Source organism: Tropicibacter sp. Alg240-R139 (assembly GCF_900537075.1).
In the GTDB taxonomy this organism is placed as follows: Bacteria; Pseudomonadota; Alphaproteobacteria; order Rhodobacterales; family Rhodobacteraceae; genus Falsiruegeria.
Genome location: NZ_UNRA01000001.1, coordinates 1,382,041 through 1,399,006, shown reverse-complemented (window position 1 = coordinate 1,399,006; position 16,966 = coordinate 1,382,041). Strand labels below are relative to the sequence as shown.

19 protein-coding genes are annotated in these 16,966 nt (G+C 58.1%); 12 read left to right on the top strand and 7 right to left on the bottom strand.

All coding sequences use genetic code 11. The features are described 5' to 3' along the window. The first annotated feature begins 3 nt into the window (after positions 1–3). A complete protein-coding gene (locus G6R15_RS06755; protein ID WP_164659280.1) occupies positions 4–1,266 on the top strand; it encodes a glutamate-5-semialdehyde dehydrogenase in 1,263 nt (420 codons plus the stop codon). 20 nt (positions 1,267–1,286) lie between these two features. Here the strand turns inward: G6R15_RS06755 and G6R15_RS06750 are convergent, their stop codons facing one another. Then, on the bottom strand, positions 1,287–1,883 hold the full coding sequence (locus G6R15_RS06750; RefSeq protein ID WP_164659020.1) for a histidine phosphotransferase family protein: 597 nt from the start codon (positions 1,881–1,883) through the stop codon (positions 1,287–1,289). A 49-nt stretch (positions 1,884–1,932) separates the two neighbouring features. Here G6R15_RS06750 and G6R15_RS06745 point away from each other — a divergent pair, with 49 nt between their 5' ends. The 5 genes from G6R15_RS06745 (at position 1,933) to tsf (ending at position 5,727) form a co-directional block, all read left to right on the top strand. Next, on the top strand, positions 1,933–2,115 hold the full coding sequence (locus G6R15_RS06745; protein ID WP_164659019.1) for a DUF3553 domain-containing protein: 183 nt from the start codon (positions 1,933–1,935) through the stop codon (positions 2,113–2,115). Between the two features lie 122 nt (positions 2,116–2,237). Then, positions 2,238–3,002 carry a GNAT family N-acetyltransferase gene (locus tag G6R15_RS06740; RefSeq protein ID WP_164659018.1) on the top strand — a complete coding sequence of 255 codons (765 nt, stop codon included), beginning with the start codon at positions 2,238–2,240 and terminating at the stop codon, positions 3,000–3,002. Beyond that, complete coding sequence (locus tag G6R15_RS06735; RefSeq protein WP_164659017.1) at positions 2,999–3,853, top strand: 1-acyl-sn-glycerol-3-phosphate acyltransferase; 855 nt, start codon at positions 2,999–3,001, stop codon at positions 3,851–3,853. Before G6R15_RS06740 ends, G6R15_RS06735 begins: the two co-directional genes overlap by 4 nt. A 137-nt stretch (positions 3,854–3,990) precedes the next feature. After that, entirely contained in the window at positions 3,991–4,773 is a 783-nt protein-coding gene (rpsB, locus tag G6R15_RS06730; RefSeq protein ID WP_164659016.1) for a 30S ribosomal protein S2, read from the top strand. Positions 4,774–4,851: 78 nt separating this feature from the next. Beyond that, the gene (gene tsf / locus G6R15_RS06725) at positions 4,852–5,727 is read left to right on the top strand and encodes a translation elongation factor Ts (protein ID WP_164659015.1); all 876 of its coding nucleotides are present in this window, start codon (positions 4,852–4,854) and stop codon (positions 5,725–5,727) included. Between the two features lie 602 nt (positions 5,728–6,329). Here tsf and G6R15_RS06720 read toward each other — a convergent pair. The 5 genes from G6R15_RS06720 to G6R15_RS06700 form a co-directional block, all read right to left on the bottom strand. Next, complete coding sequence (locus G6R15_RS06720; RefSeq protein ID WP_164659014.1) at positions 6,330–7,085, bottom strand: LuxR family transcriptional regulator; 756 nt, start codon at positions 7,083–7,085, stop codon at positions 6,330–6,332. Beyond that, the gene (aroQ, locus tag G6R15_RS06715; protein WP_164659013.1) at positions 7,085–7,531 is read right to left on the bottom strand and encodes a type II 3-dehydroquinate dehydratase; all 447 of its coding nucleotides are present in this window, start codon (positions 7,529–7,531) and stop codon (positions 7,085–7,087) included. The genes G6R15_RS06720 and aroQ overlap by 1 nt, the downstream gene beginning before the upstream one ends. Before the next feature lie 141 nt (positions 7,532–7,672). Then, positions 7,673–8,140: a MaoC family dehydratase gene (locus G6R15_RS06710; RefSeq protein ID WP_164659012.1), complete on the bottom strand. Its 468-nt coding sequence runs from the start codon at positions 8,138–8,140 to the stop codon at positions 7,673–7,675. 12 nt (positions 8,141–8,152) lie between these two features. Further along, positions 8,153–9,160, bottom strand: coding sequence for an NADP-dependent oxidoreductase (locus tag G6R15_RS06705; RefSeq protein WP_164659011.1), 1,008 nt, complete (start codon positions 9,158–9,160; stop codon positions 8,153–8,155). 3 nt (positions 9,161–9,163) lie between these two features. After that, positions 9,164–9,988: an enoyl-CoA hydratase gene (locus G6R15_RS06700; protein WP_164659010.1), complete on the bottom strand. Its 825-nt coding sequence runs from the start codon at positions 9,986–9,988 to the stop codon at positions 9,164–9,166. A gap of 68 nt (positions 9,989–10,056) precedes the next feature. On the opposite strand from G6R15_RS06700, the gene G6R15_RS06695 reads away from it, so the two are divergent. Further along, positions 10,057–10,713, top strand: a complete 657-nt coding sequence (locus G6R15_RS06695) for a histidine phosphatase family protein (protein WP_164659009.1) — start codon at positions 10,057–10,059, stop codon at positions 10,711–10,713. 16 nt (positions 10,714–10,729) lie between these two features. On the opposite strand, the gene G6R15_RS06690 is transcribed toward G6R15_RS06695, so the two are convergent. Next, positions 10,730–11,725 (bottom strand): NADPH:quinone oxidoreductase family protein, encoded by a 996-nt coding sequence (locus G6R15_RS06690; protein WP_164659008.1) that lies wholly within the window; start codon positions 11,723–11,725, stop codon positions 10,730–10,732. 151 nt (positions 11,726–11,876) lie between these two features. Between G6R15_RS06690 and G6R15_RS06685 the strand changes: the two genes are divergently transcribed. The 5 genes from G6R15_RS06685 (at position 11,877) to G6R15_RS06665 (ending at position 16,963) form a co-directional block, all read left to right on the top strand. Beyond that, entirely contained in the window at positions 11,877–13,040 is a 1,164-nt protein-coding gene (locus tag G6R15_RS06685; protein WP_164659007.1) for an acyl-CoA dehydrogenase family protein, read from the top strand. A gap of 6 nt (positions 13,041–13,046) precedes the next feature. Then, positions 13,047–14,162: an acyl-CoA dehydrogenase family protein gene (locus G6R15_RS06680; RefSeq protein ID WP_205520474.1), complete on the top strand. Its 1,116-nt coding sequence runs from the start codon at positions 13,047–13,049 to the stop codon at positions 14,160–14,162. Between the two features lie 9 nt (positions 14,163–14,171). Beyond that, positions 14,172–14,990 (top strand): SDR family NAD(P)-dependent oxidoreductase, encoded by an 819-nt coding sequence (locus G6R15_RS06675; protein ID WP_164659006.1) that lies wholly within the window; start codon positions 14,172–14,174, stop codon positions 14,988–14,990. An 11-nt stretch (positions 14,991–15,001) separates the two neighbouring features. Then, positions 15,002–15,925 carry an SDR family NAD(P)-dependent oxidoreductase gene (locus G6R15_RS06670; protein ID WP_164659005.1) on the top strand — a complete coding sequence of 308 codons (924 nt, stop codon included), beginning with the start codon at positions 15,002–15,004 and terminating at the stop codon, positions 15,923–15,925. Positions 15,926–15,988: 63 nt separating this feature from the next. Beyond that, positions 15,989–16,963: a nitronate monooxygenase family protein gene (locus G6R15_RS06665; RefSeq protein ID WP_164659278.1), complete on the top strand. Its 975-nt coding sequence runs from the start codon at positions 15,989–15,991 to the stop codon at positions 16,961–16,963. The last annotated feature ends 3 nt before the right edge of the window (positions 16,964–16,966 follow it).

Here is a 16,966-nt window from a genome sequence, read left to right as displayed (position 1 = left end):
GACATGAAAGACCTCGACAACATTCCCGCGCTCATGGCCGATCTGGGCGCCCGTGCCAAAGCCGCCTCGCGCCAATTGGCCTTTGCCAGCGCGGAACGCAAACACGCCGCTTTGATCGCTGCGGCTGATGCCGTCTGGGCGCGCCGCGCCGAGATCATCGAGGCCAACGCCAAAGACCTGCAGTTTGGTCGCGACAAAGGGCTCAGCCCCGCGATGATGGACCGTCTGATGCTGGACGAGGCGCGCATTCAGGGCATGGTTGATGGTCTGCGGACCGTGGCCGAACAGGCCGATCCGGTGGGTGAGGTCATGACCGAATGGGACATGCCAAGCGGGTTGCATATTCAACGCGTGTGTACGCCGTTGGGTGTGATCGGGGTGATCTATGAAAGCCGCCCGAATGTAACGGCGGACGCTGGCGCGCTTTGTCTGAAATCAGGCAATGCAGTGATTCTGCGCGGTGGCTCAGAAAGCTTCCATTCCTCCGGCGCGATCCGCGATTGCTTGGTCGAGGGGCTGAAGGCCGCCAACTTGCCTGAGGATGCGATTCAGCTGGTGCCGACCCGCGATCGTGCGGCGGTGTCCGAACTGTTGACCATGACGGATTACGTTGACGTCATTGTGCCGCGTGGTGGCAAGGGCCTCGTGGGGTTGGTTCAGCGCGAGGCGCGCGTTCCGGTTTTTGCTCACCTTGAAGGGATTGTTCATATCTACATTGACAAGGCCGCCGATCTGCAAAAGACGCTCGACGTGGTGATGAACGCCAAGACCCGGCGAACTGGCATCTGTGGCGCAGCCGAATGTCTGCTGATCCACAAGGATGTGGTCGAAACCCTAGGGCGTGATGTGATCGGGGCCCTGCTTGCAGCGGGTGTTGAAGTGCATGCCGAGGGTGGTTTGAACATCGACGAAACACATGCTGCAACGGATGCCGATTGGGGTATGGAGTTCCTGGACATGATCATCGCTGCGCGCCCCGTGGCAGACATCGACGCAGCCATCGCGCATATCCAGAAGTTCGGCTCGAACCACACCGATTGCATCATGACCGAAGATAAAGAAGCCGCGCAGCGGTTCTTTACCCGTCTCGACAGTGCTATTCTGATGCACAACGCCTCAACCCAGTTTGCCGATGGTGGCGAGTTTGGAATGGGCGCCGAAATTGGCATTGCGACGGGCAAGATGCACGCGCGCGGGCCTGTGGGTGCCACTCAGCTGACCAGCTTCAAGTACCTGGTGACGGGCGACGGCACCACACGCGGTTAAGGCCCAAATGGCGATCCGGTTCAATACCGGATCGTGATCTGCGTGTCGTCTTGATCATAGGCCAGCCGACGGTCCATTTCCGCCGCCACGGCAGGCAACAGAGCAAACTGGACCTGTGCGGGCGAGACTTGCACAGGACCCGCGGCACTGAACAGCCCTTCCCACAGATCGATGGCCGTCGCGATCTTGGACCCGGTGCCGGTGATCCGCCACTCATCGTCTTGCCTGGTGACATGTACGTCTCCGCCAAAGGGCAGGGCGGTTTCGCAGCATTGCAGCGCCAGAAAGGCCATCCGCACATCCGAGCGCGACACCGGTTCGATGGGGCCCCAATGGGCCTGAATGCGGTTTCCTCGGTTCACATCTGCCAGCAGAGAGGAGATTTCGGCCTGTCCAATCTGCTGTTCGCCGGCCGCACCATATGCGATGCGGAAAAAGCGAATGCGCGCACCGGCGTTGCCCACGCTGTCTGCGATCAGGTCCATCTCGGGTCCCTCGACCGCGCCGGCCATATCAAGCAGCTCAAGCCCATTGGTGATGGCCCCAATTGGGCTAATCAGATCGTGACAGATCCGCGAACCGATCAAAGCGGCCAGGTTGACGTTGCTTTCACCCATGGGGTACCTCCGAATTGAACCTGCCAACCCGCCCGAGATTGAGAGCGCCATGACAGATCTGAATGCTATCCTTGCACCTGGCATGTACGTGCGCCACCCTGATTATCCCGACTGGGGTGTCGGACAGGTGCAGTCCAACATCGCAGGCAAAATCACGGTCAACTTTCGTGATCAGGGAAAGATGGTGATCGACGGCTCACGCATCGCGCTGATGCCCGTCTTTGATCCGTGAAACTGGTTGACGAATGATTAACGCGACCCAAGGTTGGTGCGTCACTGGCGGCGTGTTGCCAATAACGGTGATTTCGGGCTAATTGCCGCCAAGTTCCTGCTCCCTATTCGGAAGTTGTATACATGCCGGACACCGGACCCAGTTTTTCGGTCAAAATTGCCGAAACCGTAGACGAGCTTCTGGCCGCACAGCGGTTGCGGTACGACGTTTTTGTGCGCGAGTTGGGCGGCGGCGGCGAGATGGTCGATCACGACCGGTGCCTGGAACAGGACCATTTTGACCCTTTTTTTGACCATATGCTGGTGACTGATGACACCAAAGGCGAAGTTGTGGGGGTCTATCGGTTGCTGCGCGGCGAACAGGCGCGTGCCTTGGGGCAGTTCTACTCCGAGGATGAATACGACCTGAGCGTTCTGAAAAACAGCGGTTGCAAGCTGTTAGAATTGGGTCGGTCCTGTTTGCATTCCGATTATCGTGGCGGCATGGCGATGTTTCACCTGTGGAACGGTCTGGCGGGTTATGTAGCCGAGCATGAGATCGAGGTTCTGTTCGGCGTCGCCAGTTTCCATGGCACGGATGTGGACACGTTGGCACAGCCGCTGTCGATGCTGCACCACAACCATCTCGCACCCGAGGATCTACGTGTGCACGCACAACCGCAACATTTCGTCGACATGAACCGCGTTCAGCCCGAAGACCTGAGCCGCCGCGAGGCCATGCTTGAGGTGCCAGCCTTGATAAAAGCTTATCTGCGTCTTGGCGGCTTTGTCGGGCAAGGTGCCTATATCGACCATGTGTTCAATACCACGGACGTCTGCCTGATCCTGGATACGGCCCGGATGAACGAGAAGCAGCGCCGTCTGTATACTGGCGAGCGCAACGCATGAACGGCACCTGGGACAGCAACGAGGCACCAGACCCGATCCAGATCGACTTTGTTGGCTGGCTGCTGATCCTGTTGCGCGGTTCGGCCTTGATCGTCCTGATCACCGTCTGCCTGATCTTGTTGCTGCTGTTACGTCTGATCGAAGTACCGCTTTTTGGTATGAAACGCCCGATGACGCCGTTCATCGTGCAGTTTGTCTGTCGAACTGCCTTTCGCATTCTGGGGATGGAGCACCGCATCAGCGGTCAGTTGATGACCGAACACGGGGCCGTGGTTGCCAATCATACCTCGTGGCTGGACATCTTTTCGCTCAACGCGCGCAAACGCGTGTATTTCGTGTCCAAGGCCGAGGTTGCTGGTTGGCCGGGGATTGGCACGCTGGCCAAGGCCACCGGCACAGTATTCATCGAACGAAACCCCAAGAAGGCCAAAGAACAGACCGAGGTTTTCGAGACCCGTCTGAAGGCGGGTCACAAGCTCTTGTTCTTTCCCGAAGGCACCTCGACCGATGGTCTGCGGGTGCTGCCCTTCAAGACCACGCTTTTTGCGGCGTTTTTCTCGGAGCATTTGCAGGATTTCATGCATGTTCAGCCGGTATCTGTTTTCTATAATGCGCCCAAAGGCCAGCCAGCGCGGTTCTATGGCTGGTGGGGCGAAATGGAATTTGGCGAGCATCTGCTGAAAACGCTGGCAGCACGTCGTCAGGGTTCTGTCGAGTTGATTTACCATACACCGGTCGCAGTTCGTGATTTTCCCAATCGCAAGGCCCTGGCAGCCGAGATGGAGCGGGTGATCCGCGAAAGTCATGTGCACGCGATGGAAAGAGCACAAAACCCCCTTGCACCCCAGTAATTCCTGAATTATACGCGCGCCATTCAAACCCGCAGGCGGGGTTTGGGCCTATCGGGGGAGACATCCCCGTTAAGTCCGCCGGTTGGAGCATCCGCTCTGAACCCCCGCTGAGGCGAAAACCGGAAAGGAAATTGAGCATGGCTCTTCCCGAGTTCTCCATGCGTCAGCTGCTTGAAGCTGGCGTTCACTTTGGTCACCAGACGCAGCGCTGGAACCCGCGCATGGGCCCGTTTATCTACGGCTCGCGCAATGGCATCCACATCATGGACCTGACCCAGACTGTTCCGATGCTGGATCTGGCTCTGCAGGCCGTACGTGACACCGTTGCAAAAGGCGGCCGCGTTCTGTTCGTTGGTACCAAGCGTCAGGCTGCTCAGCCGATCGCAGAAGCGGCTGAAAAGTCGGCTCAGTACTATATGAACCACCGCTGGCTGGGCGGTACATTGACCAACTGGAAAACCGTTTCCCAATCGATCAAGCGTCTGAACGAGATCGACGAAGCCATGGAAGGCGGCGCCGAAGGCCTGACCAAAAAAGAGCGTCTGGGCATGGAACGTGACCAGGGCAAACTGCAAGCGTCGCTGGGCGGTATCCGCGAAATGGGCGGCACCCCGGACCTGTTGTTCGTCATCGACGTAAAAAAGGAAGCGCTGGCCATCGCCGAAGCAAACAAACTGGGTATCCCAGTTGTGGCTGTCGTCGACACCAACTGCTCGCCCGACGGTGTTGACTACATCATCCCAGGCAACGACGACGCATCGCGCGCCATCACGCTGTATTGCGACCTGGCAGCCCGTGCTGCTCTGGACGGCATGTCGGCCCAACTGGGCGCGGCTGGTGTTGACCTGGGCGCAATGGAAGAAGCACCGGTCGAAGAAGCCGTCGCCGAAGCCGCAGCTGAAGCACCTGCGGAAGCCTAATCGCTTCTGTCACAGCTTTGACATATGGGGCAGGGTATGACCTGCCCCAAATCCGTTTGATTTGAGGAGAGCCAAGAGATGGCAATCACAGCAGCACTCGTGAAAGAACTGCGCGACAGCACCGGCGCAGGCATGATGGACGCCAAGAAGGCACTGACCGAAACCGGTGGCGATATGGAAGCCGCCATTGACTGGCTGCGCACCAAAGGTCTGGCTAAGGCTGCCAAAAAATCAGGTCGTACCGCCGCCGAAGGTCTGGTTGCGGTTGTTGTTGATGGTGGCAAAGGCGTTGCCGTCGAAGTGAACTCGGAAACTGATTTTGTTGGCAAGAACGCCGACTTCCAGGAATTTGTTGGCGGTATCGCCAAGGCTGCTTTGAACGTTGCCGACGTTGACACGCTGCTGGCTGCAGATCTGGGTGGCAAATCCGTTGCAGACACACTGACTTCGAAGATTGCCACCATTGGTGAAAACATGTCGGTCCGCCGGATGGCGACGCTGGAAGGCGCAACTGTTGTAAGCTACGTGCACAACGCCGCTACTGCGGGCATGGGCAAAATCGGTGTTCTGGTTGCGCTGAAAGGCGGCGACGACGCCCTGGGCAAGCAGATTGCAATGCACATTGCCGCTGTGAACCCTGCTGCTCTGTCCGAGGCCGATATGGATGCGTCCGTGGTCGAGAAGGAAAAGCAAGTCCAGATGGACATCGCGCGCGAATCCGGCAAGCCAGAGCAGGTCATCGAAAAGATGATTGTCGGCCGCATGAAGAAATTTGTCGCGGAATCGACTCTGTTGAACCAGCAGTTTGTCGTGAACCCTGACCTGACCGTTGGTGCAGCCGCCGCGGAAGCTGGCGCAGAAATCACCGGTTTCGTGCGTCTGGAAGTGGGCGAAGGCATCGAAGTCGAAAAAGAAGACTTTGCTGCCGAAGTGGCCAAGGCCGCACAGGGTTAAGTCCCGGCGGGGAATGCCGTAAGGCGCCGATCCTCGCAGCGAGTGAAAAAACCTCGTCTGGCTATCGTCAGGCGGGGTTTTATATCTTGGGCGTGCTGAATTCCACGAAGCGCTCCCGCCCGTCGTTGATGTTTCTGACGAAACACCTCCTCCCGTTGGGCCGAGCGCCGCGCAGGGCGCGGCGCAACACCGCAGAACGCTCGCGTGGTGCCCGGATGAGCGCGAATAAGAGTGGGCCGCCGAGGGTGTGTACCCTGTATTGGATGGGTGTTGCGGTGCGAAACGCAGGCCATGCAAGCGTCAGAGCAAACGAAAACGGGTCCGCCAATGGCGAACCCGTATCCTTGGAATACGATTGAGGGATCCCGTTTGATGGGGATGGACGGGATCCCTCAAATTCTCCGGTGCGAGTATGGATCAATACAAACCCAACACCGAACAGGTCGGAGAGCCCCGAAATTACAGGGATCAGTACCCGAAGTTCCCTGGCTAAAGCCACCACTCACGGAACAGTCTCATCATGCAACTTGGCGGGATTTTCGGAAAGTCATGAATTCCTTACCCCGCGTAATGCCACATTTTTATGACACCATTTCCATGACTTAAACTTCCATGACAAACATCTGATTGTGCAGCGCGGCCTTTAAAACAGCTTGCGCCGTGGTTTCAACCGAAAGCGATTCGCGCGCGAGGCGCAGGTGTTTTTCAACTGTGGCCGAGGTTAGCCCCATCAAAATCGCTATATCTTGAGTTGTCTTCCCGTCGCCGACCCATTCCAGCGCTTCGCGCTGGCGTTTTGTCAGAGATCGGTTGGGCGCGGTGTAAGGCAGGGTGAGGATTTTCAAATGAGCAACGTTGTTCATCAACAGAATGTCTTCGCCGTGCTCAGCCCACACAGCATCCACGTCTTCCTGGGTCAAACCCTCTTTGGCACAAAGCGAGATCGCGCCCTTGGACCGTACTGACACCGAATTGAAGCTGACAGTGTAGCCCGTTGTCACCCCTTTTGAGAGGTTGAACTGATACACTTGGCGTTGCTCTTTCGTCATGGTCTTGTCCGCCATGATCTGATTGATCATCTGCCAGCTTTTTGCGCCCTCATGCTTTAGCGCCCAATGCAGCATTGGGGCATGAAAATACAGACCCGAATGCAGAAAACCGTCTATGTAGTCCTGGCTATGATTGGACAGGATGACAAAATCTTCGGGGTCCCCGAGAGAGGTTTCCGTTTTATACCGGGTATAGCCATAGAGCAGTCGGTCAAAGCCATAATCAGCCATTTTCTGCGTGTGAGCCGCCCACAATTCTTCCAGCGTTTTCGCGCATGAGACGTGGTTGAGATATTCCGACAGTGTCATCAGTCCGCGCGCTCCTTGAGATGGCCAAGAAGTGCGTCGATCGCAAGGGTGTAACCTTGCGCGCCAAATCCGCAGATCTGGCCAATGGCAACCGGTGCGATAAACGAATGATGCCGAAACTGCTCGCGTGCGTGGATGTTCGACAGATGAACCTCGATCACGGGCAATTCGACCGAGGCGATGGCATCCATCAGGGCAATAGAGGTGTGAGTGTAAGCGCCTGCATTCAGGACAATCCCGTCCTGAGTGCCTTTGGCGGCGTGGATGGCATCAATCAACGCGCCTTCATGGTTAGACTGGATGCAAGTCGCAACGGCGCCGGAGGTCTGGGCGTGCTGCCGACAGGCGCCTTCAACCATCGCCAGCGTTGTGCTCCCGTAAACCTCGGGTTGGCGCGTGCCCAACAGGTTTAAGTTCGGGCCATTCAAGACCAGAATTCTACTCATATTCAAATTTCCCCATTCACACGAGTTGATACTCAGGAACAAGAGTATCTGTCCAGCATCCAAAAGTGTGCAAGCTGACAACTGTGGGGATGTGGTCACGGGCACCGTCGGGCTGTTGTCCCCGTGAATTATCTTCGAATGTCACTCGAAGATGCTCAGGCTTAACCATTCAGCCACCAGGGCAGGCGTTTCCAAACCTTCGATTTCAATGGTAAGGCCGGTCTCCCGCAGAATCTCGGTAGCAGAGCGTTTTTTGACCGCTCGAAGATCAAACCGACCTCTTAGTTTGGATCCGGCTTTGACGGGGCTGAGAAAACGGATCTTATTGAAGCCATAGTTGATACCCATGACCTGACCATCGTGAACCGGCAAACACTCATAGGCAAAGCGGCTGGCCAGTGACAGCGACAAAAACCCATGGGCGATGGTGCCGCCAAACGGAGTCTCGGCCGCAGCGCGCGCGGGGTCGACATGAATCCATTGTTCGTCATGGGTCACGGTGGCGAATTGATCAATCATGGCTTGATCCACGTCGAACCAGTTGGACACGCCAATCTCGGTTCCGATTTGTTCGCGATCCTTGGCGACTGCTACGTCAATCTTGCTCATTTTCTTCCCTCCTCATCCTTTGGGATCGGGGCCGACCCGAACCATGCGTTTGCCGATGTTTTCACCTGCGAGTAGCCCGATCAGCGCATTGGGCGCATTTTCCAACCCCTCGATGATGTCCTCTTCGATCTTGATTTGCCCGGCTTCGACCCATTTGCGCAGTGCGCGCAATGCGGTGGCGTCCTGATTGGCGAAATCCATGACGATGAATCCCTCCATCCGCAGGCGTTTGACCACCACCAACCCCGGCAAGTTTCGCGGGCCTGTAATCGTGTCGGTGTCATACTGGCTGATCGCGCCGCAACAGACGATGCGCCCGCGGGTGTTCATTTGAAACACCGCTGTTTCCAGGATCTGGCCGCCGACATTGTCGAAATAGATGTCGATGCCATCGGGGCACGCGGCGCGCAGGGCTTTGAACAGTCTCGGTTCGCGATAGTCCACACATGCGTCAAATCCAAGCTCATCGACCACTCGGGCACATTTCGCAGACCCACCGGCGATGCCGACGACGCGGCATCCAAGGGCTTTGGCGATCTGTCCAACATAGCCGCCCACTGATCCGGCGGCGGCTGAGACAACAACGGTTTCGCCTGCGATGGGGCGGCCGACTTTGATCAGCCCGTGAAAGGCAGTTTTGCCAGCAATGCCATAGACCGACATCAGGTGTGACAGCGGTCGCGCATCGGGCAGTTTTTCGAGTCCACGCGCGGGCCGCACCACATAGTCGGCCCAAACGCTTTCGGTTTCCACCACATCGCCTGCCACAAAGCGGGGCGAATTGCTCTGGATCACTTCGCAGATGGCGTAGGTGGGCATAGTATCGCCAGCGTTCACCGCGTCGCGATAGGTGGCGCCCTGCATCCACGAGCGGTTGGCCGCGTCAATCGACATCAAAATGGTGCGCAGCAGAACCTCTCCATCACCTGGTGTTGGCATTTCTGCATCTTCTAGCCGGAAATGTTCGGGTGTCAGCTGAGCCTTGGGGAGTTCGGCGATAGTGATCTTGCGATTTTGCATGGTTTACTGCCCTCTGAAATCCGGCTTGCGCTTTTCCATGAATGCCCGTGCACCTTCTTTGTGATCGTCGCTCAACAAAGTTCGGATCATCCGATCGGCTTCCATATCCATGGCGGTGCGCAAGTCCGTCGACCGCGCTCGATTATGGTTTTCTTTCATGTAGCGCAGCGCCATCGGCGCATACCTGGCAATCTGCTGAGCCAGATTTACGGTTTCTGTCATCAGATCGTCATCCGCGGCCACGCGGTTAAACAGACCAAGCGCCATGCCTTCGTCCGGCATGATGCGGTGATTGGTGAAATAGATCTCTTTGGCGCGAGCAGGTCCGATGTAGTGGCTGAGCAGCCAGCTGCCGCCGAAATCGCCGCTCAGGCCTATGGCCCCAAACGCCGGATAGAGGAAACCGCTTTGTCCGGTGATCCGCAGATCACATGCCAACGCCAGCGACATTCCCGCCCCTGCAGCCGGGCCTGGCAGGGCGGCAATGGTGGGTTTGGAATATTCATAGAGCCGAAGAGAAGCGGTGTTCTGAGCCTCACGTAGGCGCCGGATCATGTCATCGGCAATCGGCGCGCCGCCCCCTGCAAGAGCACCGCCCATGCTGGAGATGTCACCACCAGCGCAAAACGCGCCGTCGGTGCCGGTCAGGATAAGCACGCGCACCTCAGGGTCTGCCTCGGTCTCTAGCAGCATCCGGCGCAGGGCCGGAGTCATCTCATCCCCCAGAGCGTTTCGCTTGCTGGGATTGTTCAGGGTCAAGGTCGCGACGCCGTCGGTGACAGAGCCCAAAAGCATCTCGGTTCCAGTGTCCAAAGTTCGGGTGGTCATTGCAATTCCCTTGTCGTTGCGCTCAATCTGCGCGGGATTGATTGCCCGACACATTGAGAGAGTTTGAAATGGCCCGTGAATACCGCCAAAGCGTTTATCAGCCGCCCAAAGGGGCCGTGGACCTGTTCCTGATCCGTCACGGCGAGAGCCAGGCGGCCATTCCTGGGCAAAGCTTCCCGATGAAAGATGGACATGGAGATCCTGCGTTGCACCCCAATGGCGAGGCGCAGGCGGTGGCCGTGGGGCACCGAATGAAGACCGAGCCTTTGGATGCCATCTATGTCACCACGTTGATGCGGACGCATCAGACCGCCGCGCCGCTGGCGCACCATTTGGGCATGACGCCGCTGATCGAGGGGGATCTGCGCGAGGTCAGCCTGGGCGACTGGGACGGCGGTCTTTACCGGATCAAAGCGGCCGAGGGCGCGCCCGAATTCCAACGCGCCAAAACCAACCAGGAGTGGGGTGAGCTTCCAGGGGCCGAAACCACGGCGCAGCTGCATGCGCGGGTGCGGGCAGGGCTGTTGCGTATTGCGGCAAACCACAGCGACCAGCGCGTCGCGGCCTTTGTGCATGGCGGCGTGATTGGCGCGGCCATGGCGATTGCCAGCGGGTCCGCACCGTTTGCGTTCAACGGCGCGGCCAACGGATCCATCAGCCGCCTTGTTATTCAGGGCGACACGATGGTGGTCCGTGGGTTTAACGATTGCACGCATCTGCCCTGATCCTGGTCAGTCCCCCTTAGTCAAGCGTGATGACAACTTTGCCCATCACCTTGCGGTCTTGCATCATTTCCAAAGCCGCTGGGGCGTCTGTTAGGAGGAAGCGCGCGCTGATCTGCGGCTTGACCTTGCCTGTGGCATACAGCTGGAACAGGTCACCCATGTTTTCAGCGTGAGCTTGCGGTTCGCGGAACACATGCGCCCCCCAAAAGACACCCACAATCTGACTGCCCTTGAGCAGCGTCAGGTTTAGCGGAATCTTGGGGATACCTGCCGGGAATCCCACAACCAAAAACCGGCCTTTCCAGGCAAGCGAACGCAATGCGGGTTCTGCATAATCACCACCTACGGCGTCATAAACCACGTCGACACCGTCGGGGCCTGCCAGCTTCTTGATCTCGCCAGACAGCACCTTTTGCGCATCGCGGTCCATCTTTCGCGGGTAGACGATCACCTCGTCAGCGCCGACTTGGCGGCAAAACTCACCCTTTTCCTCGGATGACACAGCGGCGATCACCTTTGCGCCCGCAGCTTTGCCCAGTTCAATTGCAGCAACACCAACACCACCGGCCGCGCCGAGGATCAGCAGGCTTTCACCCGGCTGAATCTGCGCGCGATCTTTCAGTGCATAGTGCGAGGTGCCATAAGTGAAGATGAAGCACGCCGCATCCTCATACGGCATCGCATCCGGGATCTTGATCGCGTTTGCCGCCTTCAACCCCAGATGAGTGGCGAAACCACCGTGACCCGTCAGCGCCAGCACGCGATCGCCGACTTCGAACCCCGAGACACCCTCGCCAATGGCCACGACGTCGCCCGCGATTTCACCGCCCGGCGCAAAGGGGCGGGGTGGTTTCATCTGATATAGGTCGCGGATCATCAGCGTGTCGGGAAAGTTCACGCCTGCCGCCCGAACCCTGACGATCAACTCGCCCTTCTTGGGTTCCGGGTCCGGCAATTCTGTCAATTCCAATGTTTCGGGGCCGCCCACGGCGGTGCTGAGCATGGCTTTCATCTGGATATCTCCCTGACCCTCGCGGGCATGTCGTACTGCTATTTGACGTGAAGTCTTTCCCCCGGTTCCCATGTTGTCAATCGAATTTCGAAATGCAATTCTGCACTGCGAAACAAGTATGAGAAACAGGGATCTGTGTGTGGGAGGAACCATGTCAGAGACATCCGAGAAACTGAGCACCTTTCAAGCCGAATTGCGTGCGTGGCTTGAAGAAAACTGCCCCCGAGAGATGCGCGATGGTCGCAATGATGAGACTACCATCTGTTGGGGCGGCAAGAACTGGAACTTTACGTCAGAAGCCCAACGTACCTGGCTGAAACGCTGCGTCACCAAAGGGTATACGGTGCCAACCTGGCCGGTCGAGTACGGTGGCGCGGGTCTGAGCCGCGACGAAGAGAAGGTTTTTCACGCCGAAATGGGGCGCATCAATGCGCGGTATCCGCTGCAGAGCTTTGGCATCTGGATGCTCGGGCCAGCACTTTTACACTTCGGCACGCACGAACAGAAACTGCACTATCTTCCCCCGATTGCGCGTGGCGAGGTCCGCTGGTGTCAGGGCTATTCCGAGCCGGGTGCGGGGTCCGATCTGGCCAATGTACAGAGCAAATGTGAGGACAAAGGCGATCATTGGCTGGTGAATGGCCAAAAGATCTGGACTTCTTACGCTGACAAGGCGGATTGGATCTTTGCCCTGGTGCGCACGGATAAGGACGCGCCCAAGCATAAAGGTATCTCTTTTGTTTTGATCAACATGGAGACAGAGGGCGTATCGACCCGCCCAATCAAGCTGATTTCAGGCGTGTCGCCGTTCTGCGAGACTTTCTTTGACGACGTGAAGTTTCCCAAGGAGCAGGTGGTTGGAACCATCAACCGAGGTTGGGACGTAGCCAAATACCTGCTGACGCATGAGCGCGAGATGATCTCGGCGGCTGGAGGGTCGATGGGCACGGGTCGTCCGCTGGGGGCGGTGATTGCCGATTGCGAAACTGGCGCGACCGATCCCGTGCTGCGCAGCGACGCCATGCGTGCAGAAGTGGATACGCTGGCCGTAGAACTTACTCTGGAACGCTACAAGGATCAGGCCGAAGCAGGAGGCAGCGTTGGCGACGCTTCGGCCATGTTGAAATACATGGGGACCGAGCTGAACAAACGGCGGCTTGAGCTCTTGATGGCCGCTGGCGGGTCCGATGCCTTGGAATGGGACGACGGGCGCGCGCCCAACTGGCTGCGCACCAAGGCCAATTCGATCGAGGGGGGCACATCCGAGGTGATGCTCTCGATCTTGTCGAAACGTGTTCTTGGACTTCCGGGGTAAGGCATCATGGCAAAACTAGTCGCAACCGAAGAAGAGGTCATGCTGGCCGATGCCGCGCGCGGGTTCCTGGACGAGGCCGCTCCGGTCGCGCATCTGCGCGGATTGCGCGATGCTGGTGAGACGCACGACGCTGCTTTGTGGAAATCCATGGCTGATATGGGCTGGGCTGGAATCTTGGCGCCCGAAAGCGCCGGAGGGTCCGATATGGGCCACGCTGCCGCCTGTGTTCTGGCCGGCGAGATGGGCAAGACGCTTGTGAGCAGCCCGTTCATTTCGACCGCAGTGATCGCAGCCACGGCTTTGCGCCAGGTGGCGGATGATCGGGCCAACGCAGCCTTAGCGCGGATCGCATCGGGCGAAGTGACCTATGCTCTGGCCATTGATGAAGGCGCCAAGTTCAACCCCGATGCCACGCAGATGGAAGCACGGCGCGAGGGGAATGGATTCCGCCTGAATGGCTCCAAAGGGTTTGTCGTGGATGGAGGCCATGCCGACCGGCTGCTGGTTCTTGCTCGTACTGGCGATGCTCTGACCTTGTTCGATCTGCCCGCGGATCGCGTCGGCATCACCCGCCAAGCCAAGTCAATGATCGACAACCGAGACGCGGCGACGGTCAGTTTCGCAGAAGTGGAGGCCACCGGTGAAGATGTTCTGGGGCAGGTGGATGACGCCATGACGGTTTTGAAACCCGCGATTGAGGCCGGGCAGGCTGCGTTAGCAGCGGAAATGGCCGGTGTCGCGGCCGGGGCCTTTGGCATGACCGTCGAGTACCTGAAAGAACGCAAGCAGTTTGGTGTGCCAATCGGGGCGTTTCAGGCGTTGCAGCATCGTGCTGCACACTTGTGGTGCGAATGCGAAGTGACGGCTTCGGCCATCCTGAACGCAGGCCGAAAATTGGACGAAACCCCGGAAAACGCCTCGCTGGCGGTGTCACTTGCCAAAGCCCGCGCGACGGATACCGCGCAGCTTGCGGTACAGGAAGGTGTGCAGATGCATGGCGGGATCGGCATGACCGATGCTTTTGACATGGGGTTCTACATGAAACGCGCCCGGGTCGGTGCCGAATGGCTGGGCGACTATGGGTATCACGCGAACATCATTGCGCAAGCGCGCGGATTTTAAGGATTTATCATGACACCAGAAATTCTGTTCTCGCTTCACGGTAAGACTGCTTTGGTCACAGGTGGGGCTACGGGCATCGGACGCATGGCGGCCGAAGCGTTGGTTCGTGCAGGTGCACGGGTTCTGATCACCTCGCGCAAAGGTGACGCATGTGAAGCGGTTGCCGCGCAACTCAACGAGTTGGACGCTCCGGGCACGGCTGAGGGTTTCGCCGGAGATGTGGGATCGGCCGAAGGCATCGATTCCATCGTGTCAGAGGTGAGAAATCGCACAGAAGCCCTTGATATATTGATGAATAACTCGGGCGTGACTTGGGGGGCGCCAATGGGTCAGTTCCCGCATGAAGCCTGGGAAAAGGTTATGAACGTGAACGTCGCGGGCGTGTTCGATCTGACACAGAAGCTGCTGCCGATGCTAATGGCCTCGGCTACAGACGGTGATCCGGCCCGGGTAATCAACGTGGGCTCGGTCATGGGCGAGATCCCAATGGGCGATGGCGCTTACAGCTATTCGGCCTCAAAAGCCGCCGTCATGCATCTGTCCAAGATCATGGCCAAGGAACTGGCGGGCTACAATGTCACCGTGAACTCATTGGCACCGGGGCCGTTTGTTTCGCGCATGACGGCCTTTGCGACGGCCGACGAAGAGAAACGCGCCAAGGTTGGCAGCGACGTGCCTTTGGGCCGCGTGGGCCGGGATGAGGATATTGCCGGCTGTATGTTGTTCCTGTGCGGACGCGGAGGGGCCTATGTCACGGGTGCGATCATACCAGTGTCTGGTGGCATCAACGTGATGTCCGGACGCAATATCTTTGAAAAAGCATTGTAAGGGTCGTTCTGATGGACATTCGATTTGACGGCCGCGTTGCCATTGTCACTGGATCGGGCATCGGTCTGGGGCGCTCTCATGCGCTTGGCCTGGCCGAGCGTGGCGCAAAGGTGGTGATCAATGATCTGGGCGTTTCGACCGACGGGCAGGGTGCATCATCTGACGCGGCAGAAGCCGTGGTGGCCGAGATCAAGGCCATGGGTGGCGAGGCGATTGCCCATGGCGCCGATGTTTCAAACGAGGAACAGGTGGCTGATATGGTCGCCAAGACGATGGGCGCCTTTGGCCGGATTGATATCGTGGTCAACAACGCAGGTATCCTGCGAGACAAGACGTTTTCGAAGATGACCATGGCTGACTTCCGCAAGGTGGTGGACGTGCACCTGATCGGCAGCGCCAATGTTACCCACGCCTGCTGGCCTATTATGCGCGAGCAGGGGTATGGCCGGGTAGTTCTGACCTCGTCGGCGTCTGGTCTTTACGGCAATTTTGGCCAGGCAAACTATGGTGCGGCGAAGGCGGCGATGATGGGCATGATGAACGTTCTGCACCTAGAGGGCGCGCGTGATGACATTCGGGTCAATTGCCTGGCCCCCACGGCAGCCACGCGCATGACCGAAAGCCTGATGCCGCCCGAGGCGCTGGAACTGCTGAAACCGGAAACCATCACGCCGGGGCTGCTGTATCTGGTCAGCGAAGATGCGCCATCGCGGGTCATCATGTCCGCCGGCGCGGGCTGTTTTGCGCAGACCCGCGTGTATGAGACGCCGGGAATCCTGCTGGAAGGCGGCGATATCACGCCTGAGAATGTGGCGGCACTATTCGACCAACTCAACGACGGCACGGGACAAGAAGAACTGACCGATGCCTTTGCTCAAACCAAGAAATACGCCCGCAAGGCAGCCGAGGCCACTGGCCTGTCGCTTCCGTGGTAGGCTCTTGAAACGACAAGGAAACACGACGTGAAAGACACTGCATCCAAACGTGACGACGCCAATATGCCTTCGACTTTGCAAGGGCTGCGAATTCCGCTGATTGGCTCGCCGCTTTTCATCATTTCAAATCCTGAACTGGTGATTGCACAGTGTAAAGCCGGTATCATCGGCTCGTTCCCTACGCTCAATGCACGCGAGGCGGACGGCGAGCCGCCGGTGCTTGAGGCCTGGCTCAAGCAGATCACCGAAGAATTGGACCGCCACAATCAGGAAAACCCGGACAATCCGGCGGCACCTTATGCGGTCAATCAGATTGTGCATCGTTCAAACGGGCGGCTGGAACGAGATCTGGATATCTGCGCCAAGTGGAACGTGCCGGTCTGGATCACGTCGCTAGGCGCGCGGGTCGAGGTGAACGAGGCCGCCCATTCATGTGGCGGTCTTGTATTGCACGATGTCATCAACAACACCTTTGCCAAAAAGGCGATAGATAAGGGCGCCGATGGCCTGATCGCTGTGGCAGCTGGGGCAGGTGGTCATGCAGGTATGCAGTCTCCGCTCGCCTTAATCCGCGAGATTAGATCATGGTTTGACGGGCCTGTCGCTCTTTCGGGGGCGATAGCTTGTGGCGAAAGCTTGCTGGCCGCGCGCGCCATGGGGGCTGATTTTGGGTACATGGGCTCGCCCTTCATCGCCACGCACGAGGCAAACGCGCAAGACGAATACAAACAGATGATCGTCGACAGCAGTGCCGAAGATATCGTGTATTCCTCACTCTTTACCGGAGTCGACGGAAATTACCTGAAAAAGTCCGTCGAGCGGGCAGGGATGGATCCAGAAAACCTTCCGTCGGCAGATGCCTCATCAATGAACTTCAGTTCAGGGTCGTCCAAACCCAAGGCCTGGAAAGAAATCTGGGGATCGGGCCAGGGTATCGGCGATGTGAAGGACATTGTCGGTGCAGGGGATCTGGTGGATCGGGTGGCCGCTGAATATCACGCGGCAGGCAAGCGCCTGGCAGCCGAATTTGCGGGGTAGGGC